Annotated in this window: 20 protein-coding genes; 19 read left to right on the forward strand and 1 reads right to left on the reverse strand. The window is 68.9% G+C overall.

Annotation, left to right across the window (positions count from 1 at the left end):
* Positions 1–2 precede the first annotated feature (2 nt).
* The 6 genes from FXF51_RS01510 (at position 3) to FXF51_RS01535 (ending at position 3,946) form a co-directional block, all read left to right on the forward strand.
* Positions 3–578, forward strand: a complete 576-nt coding sequence (locus FXF51_RS01510) for a hypothetical protein (RefSeq protein ID WP_148432373.1) — start codon at positions 3–5, stop codon at positions 576–578.
* Entirely contained in the window at positions 575–1,021 is a 447-nt protein-coding gene (locus FXF51_RS01515; RefSeq protein ID WP_148432374.1) for a hypothetical protein, read from the forward strand. Before FXF51_RS01510 ends, FXF51_RS01515 begins: the two co-directional genes overlap by 4 nt.
* Positions 1,018–1,527, forward strand: a complete 510-nt coding sequence (locus FXF51_RS01520; protein ID WP_148432375.1) for a hypothetical protein — start codon at positions 1,018–1,020, stop codon at positions 1,525–1,527. The genes FXF51_RS01515 and FXF51_RS01520 overlap by 4 nt, the downstream gene beginning before the upstream one ends.
* Before the next feature lie 2 nt (positions 1,528–1,529).
* Positions 1,530–2,054: a hypothetical protein gene (locus tag FXF51_RS01525; RefSeq protein ID WP_148432376.1), complete on the forward strand. Its 525-nt coding sequence runs from the start codon at positions 1,530–1,532 to the stop codon at positions 2,052–2,054.
* A 69-nt stretch (positions 2,055–2,123) separates the two neighbouring features.
* The gene (locus FXF51_RS01530) at positions 2,124–3,377 is read left to right on the forward strand and encodes a hypothetical protein (RefSeq protein WP_148432377.1); all 1,254 of its coding nucleotides are present in this window, start codon (positions 2,124–2,126) and stop codon (positions 3,375–3,377) included.
* A 95-nt stretch (positions 3,378–3,472) separates the two neighbouring features.
* Positions 3,473–3,946, forward strand: a complete 474-nt coding sequence (locus FXF51_RS01535; RefSeq protein WP_148432378.1) for a hypothetical protein — start codon at positions 3,473–3,475, stop codon at positions 3,944–3,946.
* Here the strand turns inward: FXF51_RS01535 and FXF51_RS01540 are convergent.
* Positions 3,943–4,209, reverse strand: coding sequence for a hypothetical protein (locus FXF51_RS01540; RefSeq protein ID WP_148432379.1), 267 nt, complete (start codon positions 4,207–4,209; stop codon positions 3,943–3,945). The two genes, FXF51_RS01535 and FXF51_RS01540, sit on opposite strands and share 4 nt — an antisense overlap.
* Positions 4,210–4,281: 72 nt before the next feature.
* Here FXF51_RS01540 and FXF51_RS01545 point away from each other — a divergent pair, with 72 nt between their 5' ends.
* The 13 genes from FXF51_RS01545 to FXF51_RS01600 all read left to right on the forward strand — a co-directional run bounded on the left by FXF51_RS01545 (position 4,282) and on the right by FXF51_RS01600 (position 13,446).
* On the forward strand, positions 4,282–4,896 hold the full coding sequence (locus tag FXF51_RS01545) for a hypothetical protein (RefSeq protein WP_148432380.1): 615 nt from the start codon (positions 4,282–4,284) through the stop codon (positions 4,894–4,896).
* Positions 4,896–6,080 carry a hypothetical protein gene (locus tag FXF51_RS01550; RefSeq protein WP_148432381.1) on the forward strand — a complete coding sequence of 395 codons (1,185 nt, stop codon included), beginning with the start codon at positions 4,896–4,898 and terminating at the stop codon, positions 6,078–6,080. Before FXF51_RS01545 ends, FXF51_RS01550 begins: the two co-directional genes overlap by 1 nt.
* A 12-nt stretch (positions 6,081–6,092) precedes the next feature.
* Positions 6,093–6,266, forward strand: coding sequence for a hypothetical protein (locus FXF51_RS60375; protein WP_187414101.1), 174 nt, complete (start codon positions 6,093–6,095; stop codon positions 6,264–6,266).
* Positions 6,263–8,251 (forward strand): DNA cytosine methyltransferase, encoded by a 1,989-nt coding sequence (locus FXF51_RS01555; RefSeq protein ID WP_148432382.1) that lies wholly within the window; start codon positions 6,263–6,265, stop codon positions 8,249–8,251. Before FXF51_RS60375 ends, FXF51_RS01555 begins: the two co-directional genes overlap by 4 nt.
* Before the next feature lie 46 nt (positions 8,252–8,297).
* Positions 8,298–8,942 carry a hypothetical protein gene (locus FXF51_RS01560; RefSeq protein ID WP_148432383.1) on the forward strand — a complete coding sequence of 215 codons (645 nt, stop codon included), beginning with the start codon at positions 8,298–8,300 and terminating at the stop codon, positions 8,940–8,942.
* Positions 8,943–9,005: 63 nt separating this feature from the next.
* Entirely contained in the window at positions 9,006–9,311 is a 306-nt protein-coding gene (locus tag FXF51_RS01565; RefSeq protein WP_148432384.1) for a hypothetical protein, read from the forward strand.
* On the forward strand, positions 9,308–9,952 hold the full coding sequence (locus tag FXF51_RS01570; RefSeq protein WP_148432385.1) for a hypothetical protein: 645 nt from the start codon (positions 9,308–9,310) through the stop codon (positions 9,950–9,952). The genes FXF51_RS01565 and FXF51_RS01570 overlap by 4 nt, the downstream gene beginning before the upstream one ends.
* Complete coding sequence (locus FXF51_RS01575; RefSeq protein ID WP_148432386.1) at positions 9,942–11,009, forward strand: phage Gp37/Gp68 family protein; 1,068 nt, start codon at positions 9,942–9,944, stop codon at positions 11,007–11,009. The genes FXF51_RS01570 and FXF51_RS01575 overlap by 11 nt, the downstream gene beginning before the upstream one ends.
* Complete coding sequence (locus FXF51_RS01580; protein WP_148432387.1) at positions 11,002–11,343, forward strand: DUF4326 domain-containing protein; 342 nt, start codon at positions 11,002–11,004, stop codon at positions 11,341–11,343. Before FXF51_RS01575 ends, FXF51_RS01580 begins: the two co-directional genes overlap by 8 nt.
* Positions 11,344–11,347: 4 nt before the next feature.
* On the forward strand, positions 11,348–11,911 hold the full coding sequence (locus FXF51_RS01585) for a hypothetical protein (protein WP_148432388.1): 564 nt from the start codon (positions 11,348–11,350) through the stop codon (positions 11,909–11,911).
* A gap of 352 nt (positions 11,912–12,263) precedes the next feature.
* Positions 12,264–12,611, forward strand: a complete 348-nt coding sequence (locus FXF51_RS01590; RefSeq protein ID WP_148432389.1) for a hypothetical protein — start codon at positions 12,264–12,266, stop codon at positions 12,609–12,611.
* A complete protein-coding gene (locus FXF51_RS01595) occupies positions 12,608–13,033 on the forward strand; it encodes a hypothetical protein (RefSeq protein ID WP_148432390.1) in 426 nt (141 codons plus the stop codon). The genes FXF51_RS01590 and FXF51_RS01595 overlap by 4 nt, the downstream gene beginning before the upstream one ends.
* 2 nt (positions 13,034–13,035) lie before the next feature.
* Positions 13,036–13,446, forward strand: coding sequence for a helix-turn-helix domain-containing protein (locus tag FXF51_RS01600; protein WP_148432391.1), 411 nt, complete (start codon positions 13,036–13,038; stop codon positions 13,444–13,446).
* Positions 13,447–13,538 lie beyond the last annotated feature (92 nt).

Below are 13,538 nucleotides of genomic sequence, written 5' to 3' on the forward strand. Positions count from 1 at the left end.
CGATGACCGTGATTCCTGTGCTGCCCGAGCTGCCCACGGGCGGCTACCGCACCACAGAGCACCTCCCGTCCGAGGTGCTCAACAGCGAGCCGTACCGGCGGCCGGGCGCCGTCCTCACCTACCCGACCACGATCACCACCGAGACCCGGCCCTGGCGGACCGAGCCGGTGCGCGCCACGCTCACCGTCGTGCACGTCGAGGGCTGCCAGGTGCTCGCGCAGGTGCCCGCCGATCAGCGCGGCCAGTGGACCGGGACCGGCGAGGACATGCACTTCGCCATGCGGTTCGGCCCCACCGAGGAGTTCACCTGGTGTGAGGCGTGCATGTCGCACCGGCTGTGCCATGTGGTTCTGCCGTCTGGGGAGCGCCGCTACCGCCCGGCCGCCCCTGTCGGGGTCTCTCACCAGGGAGATCCGGCATGGCCCAGGTTCGCCGTCGCGGCTACTGGCGAGGACGGCGGCTGGTACGTCGCCACCTGGACGGTGGCGCTGGCCGAAGCCGAGTTCATCGCGCAGGGCTGGCCGACGATGGCCGTGGTCCTCGACCCCGGCCAATGGCCGTCCGAGGAAGCGGCATGACGGACCTGCTCACCGACGCGCCGGAGCTGACCCCGGCCGACCTGATCCGCGACGCCATCGAGCTGATGCGCACCACGTGGCGGGTGCGCGGCGACTTCGTCATCGGCCGCCTCACCACCAGCTACGGTTTCTGCCCGATGGGCGCGATCAGCGCGATCGCCGGGGACGTGTTCGTGAGCGGCAGGCCCACCGTCCGCGTGCCGCTCGTCCGGCACACGGCTGCCTGGCTGGTTTCCTTCCACCGGTTGCCTCGCTGCCGGGAGGAACGGGAGAAGAACCGCAGTATCCCGCGCCTGGCGTACATGCGAGTGGCCGAATGGACCGACACGTTCACCGAAGCCCAAGACGACGACTTGTACGCCGCCCTGGAGGCCGCCGCCACGGCGTGGCAGCCCTCCACAACCAAGGTTGGCGCTACCGCCAACAGAAAGAGGAAATCATGACCAACACCCAGCACCCCACTCCGGCCCGCCCCACGGTGGAAGCCGTCCGGGCATGGCGGGCCTTCGACCTCATCACCGCCGCCGACGAAACCCGGCAACCAGAACTCGCATGGGATCAGCACTCGTACCGCACCGAGTGCGGCACCGGCTGCTGCTACGCGGGCCACCTCGCCATCGACAACGGCGGCGTGTGGCTGATCACCATCACCCCGGACGCCATGCTCATCGACGGCACGCCCATCGACCCCACCGCGCTGGACACGGACCACGACCCGTGGCAGTACCTGATCGCCGAGCCCGCCGACCCGGAGCACGCCATCGAGGAGACGCACGGCAAGCGCGTCATCCACGTGTCCGCGAGGGCAGATCGCCTCCTGGGCCTGTCCTCCGCCGAGCACATCCTCTACGACGGCTCGAACACCAGGCCGAAGCTGGAGGAACTCATCACACGCCGCTTCGGTCCCCGCCCCATGCTTGTTGGCGCTCACGCCAACGAAGGGAGCTGATCGTGATGCTGGAAACTGCCCGCCTGCGCAACCGGCCTCTCCTGGCCGCCATCATCGCGCGGATCCAGAACGACACCGCCGCCCTGGAGCGCCCGTCCGAGGCCCCCTCCGACGAGTCCTTCACCGCCTGGCAGCAGTGCTTCTGGCGCGAGTTCCTCACCCACGAAGGGCGCTGCGGCACGGCCCTGTGCGTGGCGGGCTACGCCATCGAGCTGACCGGCGGCAAGTGGCTGACCACTCGCACCCAGGAGGGCCTGTTCCTCGCCGGTGAACTCCTTCCCAACCACACGACGTACTGGTGGCTCGAATACGTCCTGGCCGACGAGACCGACCCCGAGAGCGAGGTCACCGTCATCGAGGGGCATCGCGCGGTTCAGGCGAAGGACCGTGCGATGCGGCTGCTCGGCCTCGAACCCACCCGGCACGACGAGGACCAGGACGAGGACGACTCCGACCTGCACCCGCTGTTCCGAGGTGGCAACACCCTCGACGACCTGCGGGCGTGGCTGGGCCGCCTCCCTGACTGACCTCCATCCCGGCTGGCCCGCACGGCGCGGGCCAGCCACCCCACCACCACCACGAGCAGGAGGACCGCCATGTGGCGAACCGAGATGACCGACGAGGAACAAGCCGCCTGGAAAGCCCGCAAGGACGCCGGCCGCGCCCGCGCGTACGAGGCCGAGCTGCAGATCGCCGCCCTGCTGCGCGACCACCCAGACGCGATCGACGGATTCCGCCGCTTCTGTGGGTGGATGGGCGGCTTCTACTCCATCCGCAACTGCCTGCGTATCTATGGCCAGAATCCACAAGTCGCCCACGTCCAGCCGCGCCGCTTCTGGGGAGGCTACGGCTTCGGCCGCGAGGTCATCGACCCCGGTACCGCGATCTGGGTCGTCGCCCCGAAGGTGGAGCGGACGTTCACCAAGGAGGTCCCGAACAAGGAGACCGGCAAGACCGAGGAGGTCGAAGACTCCTACAAGATCTGGCCTATCGAGGACATCTACCCCGCGCAGGCAACCGCTCCCAAAGGGGGACCATGCGTGTTCTGCGACGGTCCCGAGGGTGAACCGTGCCCCGAGTCGTGCCCTGTACGGCAGCCGCAGGCCGGGCCGCCGCCGACACGGGAGGACGTCGCGGAAGCGCTGGCCAAATCCCTCAAGAACACTGGCGGGTTCGACCCCTCAGTGCTGGCCACGCTTGGACCGGACCCGTTACAGGATGACTACGGCGACCCCCATGAGAGCCTCGGCATCACCTGGGACACCCTCAAGCTCACCATGGGCACGAAGAAGCGCACCTACCGCTACCTGGTCACGGTCGATCTCGACCGCCCTGGTGCCCGCTTCGCCATCGCCAACCTCGGGGCCATCTGGATCGGCCCGTACTCGCTGCGTCGCGATCAGGGCGGCGACGACGGGGTCGTCGTCCAGTACGGCGATGACGTGCCCGCCGCCGAGCGGCATTGGGACAGCCGCCGTCACCAGGCCGGGCCGCACGCTCCCACCATTAACGCCATCACGTTCGCCGGGACGTCGATCGTGTACCCGTCCAGAGAGCAGTGGAGGTGGTTCTCCCCGTACCGCGCGGGAGGCGGCACCGTGCCCGAGAAGACGGCGGAGCGGATGAGCCAGATCATCCGGCAGCTCCTGCCGCACTACCGGGGCCTGGTCGAGTACGACGCGATCGAGGAGGCCGGGTTCCGGCAGCGTGCGGCGCGGCGGGCGCGTGAGGCGGAGCAGGAGGTGAGGCGGCTCGCCGAGCGCGAGCAGCAGGTGGCCGAGCACCGGGCTGACGCTGAGCGGCGCGCGGCCGAGCACCGCCACCAGGCCGCCCACCCGAACGAGCTGTAGCGCGCGAGCCCGCCGATATCGGGCTCGCGCACACCGATCGTACGGCCCCGCCACCGCGGCGGGGCCATCCTGGAATCAGCAGAGGGAGCAACCCCGTGAAGACCGCAGCAATCGCCGTGGCGACAATCCTCCTCGCCGCCGATCCCGCAGGATGCGGCGCCAAGGGCACCACCACCGACCCGTACAAGCCCGGCGCGCTGGGCTGCAACCGCGCGGTCCACGTCGAGGCCGTCCGCATCGGCTCGGCCGAGCCTCGCGTCCGCGTCCTGGTCAACGAGGCGTGCACCAACCCCTCCGGCATCGCCACCCAGTTGCTCTCCATCACCCTGGAGTACCGGGAGACGTTCGGCGCCCCCTGGCTGGCCATCGATAGCGAGAAATTCCCGAACGTCGCCCCGGACCACCGGTACGTGCTGACCCACCACCCGTGCCTGTCCGGCCGCTACCGGGCCAAGGTCGGCGTCGCGGGCACGTTCGACACCGGCAAGGAGTACCGGGCGTCGGTCGAGGAGTCCGCACGGATTAACTGCGACAAGCCGCGCGACATCGCCTCGTACGAGGACAGCTAGCAGGGCCGCCACCAGCGGCGACGAGCGGCGCGGGCGCGGAAACGCGCCTCGCCGTCCGGGTCGCCACCGTACGGGCACCGCACCCGCAGACGGGGATGCGGCGGCACGACGCCGACCGCCCAGTGCGAAGCCGCCTCGGCCGCGCCACGGCTGATGTTGCACGTGGCGTACGCGGGCGGCTCGTCACGGTCCGGCATCTCGCCCGGCCACACACCCCAGCCGTCCCCCCACCAGGCGACCGTCCACACCTGCACGTCATCCACGCATCCGATCGTACGACCCCGCCCACCAGCGAGCGGGGCCATTCCAGCTACGTCACGAAAGGCAGGAGAGCAGTGGCCAACGCTGCGATCCCCATCCATCTGGCCAACGCGCCCACGCACAACGGGATGGTCATCCCGTACATCGCCCTCCGGCACGCCGACGGCACCCCCGAGTTCGGGCAGATCGACCACAACCGCGTCGCCGAATGCCTCACCGGCCGTCTCTGCCAGCTCTGCGCCCAGGAACTCGCCGACGCCGCGGTCCTCATGGCCCGGCCGCAGGACTTCGGCGCCGGATACACCCCCGAACCCGCTCAGCACCCCGAGTGCGCCGCCTACTCAATCAGAGCCTGCCCCATGCTGTCGGGCCGGCTGCACCGCCACCGCGACCGGACCCGGCCGCAGCGGCGCCAGTGCACGATGGCGGCGGGGTGCTGGTGCGGCCAGCCGTACGAGCCCGACACCGACGCCATCGTCCGCTCCGGCCGGGCCGCGACGCCGTGGTACTCGGTGCGGTTCCCGATGGACGAGTACAGCCTGGAGATGTCGGCCAGGAAGGGGCCGCGCGGCATCTCGCTCGCCCTCGTCAACGCGAAGATCCGACTCGTCGCATGGGGTGACCCCGACCAAGCCGATCTGGGCCGCGTCCTGGTGTACGGCCTGCCGATCCCCGGAGCGCCGAGCTGATGTACGTCGTCGTCTCCTACGGCATGGGCGCGGACTCGACCGCGCTCCTCGTGGAATGGCTCGAACGGCCAGCCTCACGCCCTCGGGAACTACTGCCGGACCTGTCGAACCTCATCGTCATCACCGCACAGCCCGGCCAGGAATGGGTCGAGACGGCCATGCTGGTCGAGCAGCACATCTACCCCCTCCTGGCCAAACACCGAGTCCGCATGGTGCAGGTCGCCCGCGCCGGCCCGTACGAGCGCGACGGCATCGTGGTCCTAGACGACACCCGCGAGCCGATCCTGTGCCTCACCACCGGCGGTACCTACACTCTGCCCGGCGAGATGACCAGCAACGCGACCGTGCCACAGTCCGGCGGCCGACGAACGCATTCGATCAAGTTCAAAGGCTGGGCCATCGACCAGTGGATGACGCAGACCATTGGTGACGAGCCGTACATCCACGTTCTCGGCTACGAGGCCAACGAACTGGAACGCGTGCTGCGTGACGGGCCGCTCGGGCTTCCGAACCGCATCCCCATCTATCCGCTCGTCACCTGGGGGTGGGATCGGGACGACTGCGAGTGGTTCCTGTGGGACCACTTCAAGGTCTGGTGGCCCAAGTCAGCGTGCGTGGCCTGCCCCTTCTCCTTCTCCCTCGGCAGCCGGGCAGAGTCGATCCGCCGCTTCCAGCGCAACCCCCACCAAGGAGTCGAAGCGCTCGTCATGGAATACCTCGCCGTTGCCGTCAACCCGCTCCAGGGACTGCTCGCGGGCAAACAGTTGTATCACCTGCTCGCCTCCACGCCGGGCAGCGGTCCGCTTCTGGCTCTATTCGAGCAGCAGCTCAACGACATGCCGTGGGCTGTGTACGACGTGCGGCGCGCGTACGCCGCGAGAGGCGGAGACCACACCAAGCGCGGCACCACCCGCCGGAGTCTCGCGCGGCTTGCGGTCGGCAGCCGCGCCGAAACGGTCGCGCGCCTCGAACGCGCCGCGCATCTGCGCGGGTGCCGCCTCGACATTGGCAGCGATGGCCGGTTCCGCCGGGTGTGGTGGCGCCATCGCGAGCTGTTCTATCCCACCGCCCAGCACCTGCTCACGGCAGGCCCGGACCTCGCCGACGACAAGACGCTGCCCGCCTTCGCCGAAGCGTGGCGGGCCGGCCTGCGTGGCGCCCCTCAACTCTCTCTCGCGATCTGACCGGAGGCCCTCATGACATGCCACCACCTGTTCCATCACCCACAGACCTCCACCGAGCGGGACGCGATCGTCCAGCAGTTGAACTACTGCCGCAGCATCGGCGACGGCCAGGGCGTGCTGGTCGCGCTCGTCCAGCTCACCGAGCCCTGCTCCTCGCCGGAGTCGGACGATGAGGGGGCCGAATGAGCCGCCGCGTCAAGCAGAAGCCGCGCCGCACCGCATCCCATCGCCCGGCCGTGCACAAGCGCCGATTCCGCCACGACGAGTTAATCGCGTGCGACCTCTTCTCCGGGTTCGGAGGGCTCACGAAGGGAGCCGAACTCGCGGGGTTCACCACGATCGTCGCGGCGAACCACAATGAGTACAAGGTCTACGTCCACGAGGCCAACAACCCGACTGCCGAGCACTGGATCGCGGATCTGGTGGACCCGGAGTCCTCCGACTACCACTCCGTCCGCGACCTTCCCCCCGCTGATCTTCTGCTTGCGGGCGTGTCCTGTGTGAACCACTCGCAGGCCAACACCAAGAAGGCGTACGAGCAGGGCCTTGCGCTGTTCGAGCTCGACGACCCCGAGTTCGAGGAACGGGTAACACGGTCGGAGCGCGACCGGGCCACGGCCAACTGCGCGCTCCACTACGCCGCCGAGCATCACCCTCGGATGATCCTCATCGAGTGCACCACCGAGCTCTTCTCATGGGGGCCGGCGGTGCCGGGCAAGAAGTACGGCGACGGCACCACCTACAAGTGGTGGCTCAAGCAGTTTGGGCTGCTGGGCTACAAGGGCAGGGTGCTCTACCTGAACTCGATGTTCTTCGACGTCCCGCAGTCCCGCGACCGGGGCTACTGGATCTTCTGCGACAAGCGCCTGCCCACCCCGGACCTGGACCACCGGCCCGAGTCGTGGTGCAGCTTCGAGGGCAAGATCGTACAAGCTGTATGGACGTGGAAGACCGGCATCCCGCCCACCGGCAGCGTCCGCTACGGCAAGCAGTACGAGTACCGGTGCCCCTCTTGTCGGCGGATCGTGATCCCGCCGTACGCCCCGTCGATCAACGCGCTCGACCTCTCCAACCTGGGCACGAAGATTGGTGACCGGCCGCTCAAGGAGTTCACGGACAAGAAGACCGGCAAGACCATCATGAGCCGGCTCGCACCCTCCACCATGGCTCGCGCCGAGCGGTGCAGGCAGAAGTTCGCCGAGTTCCCCGCAGTGCTCATGCCCGCTAAGGCCGCGCACGGGTCCGAGCGCCACCCGTGGCAGCCTCTCTCGACGCAGACCAGTCAGCAGGAGACGGCTGTCCTCTCGACGGGCACGCTCATCGCCGCCGCGGGCAACACTTACGAGCGGCCGGGTTCCGACTGTCGCACGCGTGACCTGAGCGAACCGCTGCCGTCTCAGACCGGAACCAACACGCAGGCGCTGCTCACACCCCCGGTTGCCCTGACAGGGCAAGTGATGGCCGCGCACCGGCACAACGGCGACGGCCAGCACATTACTCAGCCGATGGACACCGTCACGACCACGCACGAGAAAGCGGTCCTGCTCGCCGCCGTGGACAACTTCCAGGGCGGACCGCGCGGTCTGGATGAGGCGCTGCCTACGCAGGTCGGCTCGGAGACGCTGGCGCTGCTCTCGGCCGGTGTCGTTCCGTTCCGGCAGAACACCCTTCCGACGTCGCACGCCGAAGCGATGCCGACCGTCACGTCCGATCAGGTGCCAGGGCTGCTCATGGCGGCTGGCCAGATCCAGTTCAACCAGGGCATCGATCGGCGGGTGGCAGGCGTGGACCAGCCGCTCAAGACCGTCATCGCAGACAACACCATGGCCCTGCTTTTCTCCGGCTGGTACAAGGAGAACGGCAAGACCGCTCCGCACCCCCTGAGCGACGCGCTCGGAACGGTCACCGCCCACGACACGACGGCGCTCCTCCACGCCCAATGGACCGAGGTCCTCGCGAACCTGAAGCTGGAGGACTGCTACCTCCGCATGATGCTCAAGGAGGAGGTCGGGGCTGGGTGCGGCTTCGACGTCAGCCTCGGCAACCACGAAGGCACCTTCATCGTCTGGGGTTCCGCACGCGACCAGATCGACGGTTACGGCAACGCCGTCAGCCCGGCGGTCGGCCGGTGGATCTGCGACCGACTCCGCATCGCCCTTCACGGCGCCTAAAGGTTGGCGGTTACGCCAACGACCTACCAACCATGAAAGAGGAACCATGTCGATCAGCGCCACCACTGCTCGGACGATCGCTGACCTGGTCAACGCCACCGGCCTGCCCGGCAACACCGACATTCGCCTCCTTCCCAACCTGAAGGCCCAGGCTCGCAACTGCCTCCTCCGGAAGGGCATCCGCACCCTCGCCATCCTGGCCGAGCACGACGAACTGACTCTCACGGACATTCGGCTCTTCGGTGACGCATGCCTGGCCAATGTCCGCGTCGTCCTGTCCGGGTTGGCTGAGCGGCACGCGGACATCATGCGGAACGCGCCGCCCTGGTATCAGGAGATCGCCGACCTCGCCGGAGCCCTCAGGGACGGCTACGACGAGCACCTCATCACCTCCGTCCTCGCCCGCATCACCGAGGCGGGCGCCCCCGGCTACCTACTGTGCGTGTGGGCCGAGCACGACGCGGCCGGGTACGGCGGCAACTCGGACATCTACATCGACGCCGACCACGGCGGCGGCCTCTGCCACGTCGGCGGAGACCTGTGGGCCTGGCTGTCCCAGCACCCCCTCACGCCCGGCACACCAGCCACCCCCGGAGACCCGGTCACCTGGAAGGGCAACCCGGCAGGGTTCCGCCTGGCCGACCTCGCCGTGGACGACGGCGGCCACAACTTCGCCCGCACCAACGGCTAACGCCTCCCGGCCGCCGGCGGTCACCGGGTTGGCGGCGGTCATTCCACCACCAAGGAGAAACCGATGGAACGCAGCGTCCCCTACGACGGCCGGGTCTACACCGTGCGCGTGCACCACGTGGAAGGTCCTGACCCGCTGATCGTCATCCTGTCCGCCACCTGCACCACCGATCCGAACAACATCGGCTACTGCGGATACGTCCGAGTCCCGATCGGCTACCGGCAGGGCTGGCGGTGGGCGCAGGTAGGCGACATCGAAAGCGACCCCGACGCCTGCCTCGAAGCGGCCAGGGCGAACTCGTGGAGCTCGTCCACTCCCGACTCCGCCACCGTCGCGCAGTTGGAGTGGGCGCGCGAGCACGTCCAATGAGCCGCCAACTGGCCCTACGCATGTCCCCGGTGGTCGCGTTCTACCAGGTGGACGTGGATGAGGTCGCGGAGCTGCTGATCCGCTGGCGTCACCCGCTTCACCTCCCCAGCGACGAGCACCCCGAGGGCCGACCGTACAAGCGCCCGTACGGCTCCCTGGGGTTCGTCATGGAGGACCGCGGCCGGGTCGCCGCCGCCGTGATCCTGGCCAGCACCGTGAACACCTCGGTCTGCAAAGACCGGGGCCTGCACCGCTACAACACGGTGGACCTAGCCAGAATCGCCCGCTCGCCGGACCGGCGCGACGAGCAATGCCTGCGGGCCGTCCTGCGCATCACCCGCCTGTACCTCGTCCCGCTGTGGCTCGGCACCTACACCGGGTGGGACGCCCGCTCGGCCGAGAAGTCGAGTGGCCAGCCGCGCATCGAGGCGGTGTCGTCCACCTCGCTGCCCGGTACCCCCGGCAACCTGTACCGCTTCGACGGCTGGGAGAAGCTCCGCACCTCGAAAGGCCCCATGGGCGGCCCCCGCCAGAAGCCGTCCGCCGCGAACGAGATCGCGGACGGGGCGCGCGGCCTGTGGGTCTACCGCTACCCCGAACCCCTCACCACCACCACGAAGGAGATCGCCCATGTCGGATAACAGCGACATCGAATGGCTCCGAGGCCCTGACGGGCGACGCGGATCCACCTGGAACTTCGTCATAGGCTGCACGAAGCGGTCGCCCGGCTGCGGCATGCCCCGCTGGGAAGGCGACAAGCGAGGCGGCTGCTACGCCATCATCCAGGCGACCATACGGGCTGGGAACCCGAACCCGAAGGTGGCCACCGCGTTCGCCGGCCTCACCCACCGCACCGAGCACGGCCGCGACTGGACCGGCCAGGTGAACATCCTGCGCGACCGCCTGGACAAGCCACTCAAGTGGCGGGAACCGCGCCGCGTATTCGTCAACAGCCTTTCCGACCTGTGGGATGACCAGGTCCCCGAGGACGTGATCGCGCACGCGTTCGCGGTCATGGCCATGACCCCCCAGCACACCTACCTCATCCTGACCAAGACGCCCGGCCGCATGCGGGCGATGCTCCGTTCAGACGACTTCTGGAAGGCAGTCGGCGAGGCAGGCCGCGGCATCGCGCTCGCGAAGGTGCGGGGCAAGTACCGGTCGGCGTCGGCCATGCAACTCACCTCTGACTCCAGCGCAGACGGGTACTGGATGCCGGTTCGGCCGCTGCCGAACGTGCAGATCGGTGTGTCGGTCGAGGACCAGAAGTGGGCCGACCTTCGTATCCCCATCCTGCTCGACACCCCGCACATCGCCGTTCGGTGGATCTCGGCGGAACCGCTGCTCGGTCGCATCGTCCTGCGAAGCGAATGGCTGGACCCCTGGAAGAACCCCGCGACGCTCGACTGGGTCGTGGCCGGCGGCGAGTCCGGACCCCAGGCTCGTCCGATGCACCCCGACTGGGCGCGCGGCCTGCGTGACCAGTGCGTCGCGGCGGGCGTGCCGTTCTTCTTCAAACAGTGGGGCGCGTGGACACCGTCTGGCATGGTCGGCGTCGGCAACCAGGGTCCGCGCTTCGCCTACATCGGCGACCCCGTGGACGAGCACGGCCACCGCATCGTCATGGAGAACGTCGGCAAGCACCAGGCGGGCGCCGTCCTCGACGACGAGACGTGGACGGAGTACCCCGATGCGTGAGACCAAGCGCGTCCAGGTCACCGGGGACCTCTTCCACCCCCGCCTCCCGGACGGGGCGGTCTGGTGCGGCCGGGAAGGGCCGCACCTGAAGCGGTCGCCGTACGCGAACCCACACACGCTCTCCGGCGCCGGCTGCTGGCGGCCCGGCTGCGACGGCCGGGTGCACAGCCGACGCGAGGTCCTCGACCTCTACCGCCAGCACCTCCACTCGCACCCGGAGCTCGTCGAACGTGCCCGCGCCGAGCTGGACGGGCAGGCGCTGGCATGCCGGTGCAAGCTCGATGAGGCGTGCCACGTGGACCTGCTGCTCGCTGCGATGGCGGCCGGACGGTGACCCGGTGGAGGTCTTCTTCATGGGGGCCAACACCGGGTCCTGGCTCCGGCGTGCGGACGTGGGCGTGCCGCTGTGTGTCGCTTACCGGCACCTCGCCGACCTCAAGGGCGAACTGCCGCGCGCCGTCGTGCCGTGGATGCTGGACTCGGGCGGATTCAACCAGGTGACCACGCACGGCGGATACACGACCTCGCCGCGCGACTACGTGCGGGCGGTCAAGCGCTTCGCCGACGAGATCGGCAGTCTACGGTGGGCTGCCTGCCAGGACTGGATGTGTGAACCGCCCGCTCTGGCCAGCTCGGGCGCTTCCGTGCGGTGTCATCAGCGCTGGAGCATCGAGAACTACCTGAGCTTGCGCTTTCTAGAGGGTGCGCCGGACGGTAGGTCGCTGTTCGTTCCGCCGCTCCAGGGCGACGGCCGAGACGCGTTTCTGCGGCACGTGGACGAGTTCGACCGGTACGGCATTGACCTGACGAGAGCGCCCTTGGTCAGTGTCGGCTCGGTGTGCCGGATGCAGTCCACCCTCGAGATCGGCCGTGTCCTACCGCTCTGGCCAGTCTCGGCCTGAAGATGCACGGGTTCGGCGTGAAGACTCTCGGGCTGCGCCGGTTCGGGCATCTCCTCGTCTCGGCGGACTCCATGGCGTGGTCTACCAACGCCCGGAAGAACGCCGACGACTTCAGAATCGACGTCCCAGAGCACACCCATCCCCGCGGCGGCAAGACCTGTTCGAGCTGCCCTGTCTACGCCCTGGCGTGGCGGAAGCGGATGCTGGCCAGCATCCCGCCCCCACCCAAGACCGTCGCTTTGGAGCTGCCCGCTCTGTATGCCGGCCGCCAGGTGCTGCCCCGCTTCAGCGACATTCCTAACTCGGCCGTGCGACATCGGCCGAGCATCCCCATCTACGGAGGGAGAACCCCATGACCCAGCTCAACGACACCCCCGCTACCACAGCGGCCGAGGTCGAGGTGCCTCCGGTCCAACCCGCCGACATCCTCGCCTACCTCGCGCGCAGCGTCGCCCGCGACCTCACACAGCTCACCCTTGCGACCGCGGACGGGGTGCCGGAGCTCATCGCCGCGGCGGCCGAGGACGCGGCGCGGGGCGTGGACGCGTTCATGGCCACGCTCATGGAGGCCGAGGGCTTGACCATCGAGCAGGCTCAGACCCGTGCCGCCGGGCTCATCGCCGAGCAGGGAGAGGTCGAAACGCGCGGCACCCGGCTGGGCGAACTGATGGACGAACTCGGGCTGAGAGCGGCCCCATGAGCCCTAAAGACGAGCGGATCGCCGAGTGCCGAACCCTCCTGCAACGGGAGGGGATCTCCTCGCCGCGTCGCCTTGCCGCCCGGCTGGGCGTGACCGAGCGCACCGTCTTCCGGTACCTGCGGGACATGGAAGGGCGGTGCCGCAAGCTCGACCACTACGACGAGTGGATGCCGCTGATCCTCGTGCACCTGTGCCGATACCCGCGATCACAGTTCACCGGGTTCGAGCTGGCGCGAAGAGTGCTGGGCGACCACTCTGCGGTCCTGGCCTCGACGCTGCAGCGGATGGAACGGGAGAAGCTGGTGACGTGCACGGTCAAGCCCCGCAACGACGGCATCTTCTCGCGACACCAGCCGGTGTACTGGTGGCAACTCCATCCGGACATCGCCCTGGCCGTCGAGTCGGCCCAGGAGGCGGTGTAGCCATGCCGACGTGGGAGCGGACCAGGAACCGAAGGGCGCGCATCGCCGAGCTCGTCGCCTGCGACTACGCCGTCCCCGTCATCGCGGCCCGGCTCGGGATGCACGAGCGCAGCGTCTACCGGCACCTCGTCGCGATGGAGGGCCGTCCCCGGTCGCCGCGGGCGTACGAGGATCGGATGCCGCGCGTGCTCGCCCACCTGGAGGCCTACCCCGGCAAGCTGTTCACCCATGGTGAGTTACGTCGCGTGCTGGGCCTACCAGTCACGGCGAAGCTGCGGACCACGCTGGAGCGGATGGAACGCGAGTGCCTGGTGGAGTCGGTGCCGGGTTTCCGGGATGATCGGGAGTTCTGCGTACCGCGACCGGTTACCCGGTGGCGACTTGGCTCCGGCAAGGACGTAGGCAGGCAATGACTCGTTGGCGGTATCGCCAACGAGAACGAGGGCGTGGACCTGCCACCGGTCCGCGATCGTGACGTGCCCTGGCTGGCTAACCGGCCTGCTCA

Source organism: Nonomuraea sp. PA05 (assembly GCF_008086045.1).
GTDB lineage: Bacteria > Actinomycetota > Actinomycetes > Streptosporangiales > Streptosporangiaceae > Nonomuraea > Nonomuraea monospora.

Coding starts and splice junctions, on each gene's coding strand:
- FXF51_RS01510 (WP_148432373.1), top strand. CDS start 3: ATGACCGTGATTCCTGTGCTGCCCGAGCTGCCCACGGGCGGCTACCGC.
- FXF51_RS01515 (WP_148432374.1), top strand. CDS start 575: ATGACGGACCTGCTCACCGACGCGCCGGAGCTGACCCCGGCCGACCTG.
- FXF51_RS01520 (WP_148432375.1), top strand. CDS start 1,018: ATGACCAACACCCAGCACCCCACTCCGGCCCGCCCCACGGTGGAAGCC.
- FXF51_RS01530 (WP_148432377.1), top strand. CDS start 2,124: ATGTGGCGAACCGAGATGACCGACGAGGAACAAGCCGCCTGGAAAGCC.
- FXF51_RS01550 (WP_148432381.1), top strand. CDS start 4,896: ATGTACGTCGTCGTCTCCTACGGCATGGGCGCGGACTCGACCGCGCTC.
- FXF51_RS60375 (WP_187414101.1), top strand. CDS start 6,093: ATGACATGCCACCACCTGTTCCATCACCCACAGACCTCCACCGAGCGG.
- FXF51_RS01555 (WP_148432382.1), top strand. CDS start 6,263: ATGAGCCGCCGCGTCAAGCAGAAGCCGCGCCGCACCGCATCCCATCGC.
- FXF51_RS01560 (WP_148432383.1), top strand. CDS start 8,298: ATGTCGATCAGCGCCACCACTGCTCGGACGATCGCTGACCTGGTCAAC.
- FXF51_RS01565 (WP_148432384.1), top strand. CDS start 9,006: ATGGAACGCAGCGTCCCCTACGACGGCCGGGTCTACACCGTGCGCGTG.
- FXF51_RS01570 (WP_148432385.1), top strand. CDS start 9,308: ATGAGCCGCCAACTGGCCCTACGCATGTCCCCGGTGGTCGCGTTCTAC.
- FXF51_RS01575 (WP_148432386.1), top strand. CDS start 9,942: ATGTCGGATAACAGCGACATCGAATGGCTCCGAGGCCCTGACGGGCGA.
- FXF51_RS01580 (WP_148432387.1), top strand. CDS start 11,002: ATGCGTGAGACCAAGCGCGTCCAGGTCACCGGGGACCTCTTCCACCCC.
- FXF51_RS01590 (WP_148432389.1), top strand. CDS start 12,264: ATGACCCAGCTCAACGACACCCCCGCTACCACAGCGGCCGAGGTCGAG.
- FXF51_RS01595 (WP_148432390.1), top strand. CDS start 12,608: ATGAGCCCTAAAGACGAGCGGATCGCCGAGTGCCGAACCCTCCTGCAA.
- FXF51_RS01600 (WP_148432391.1), top strand. CDS start 13,036: ATGCCGACGTGGGAGCGGACCAGGAACCGAAGGGCGCGCATCGCCGAG.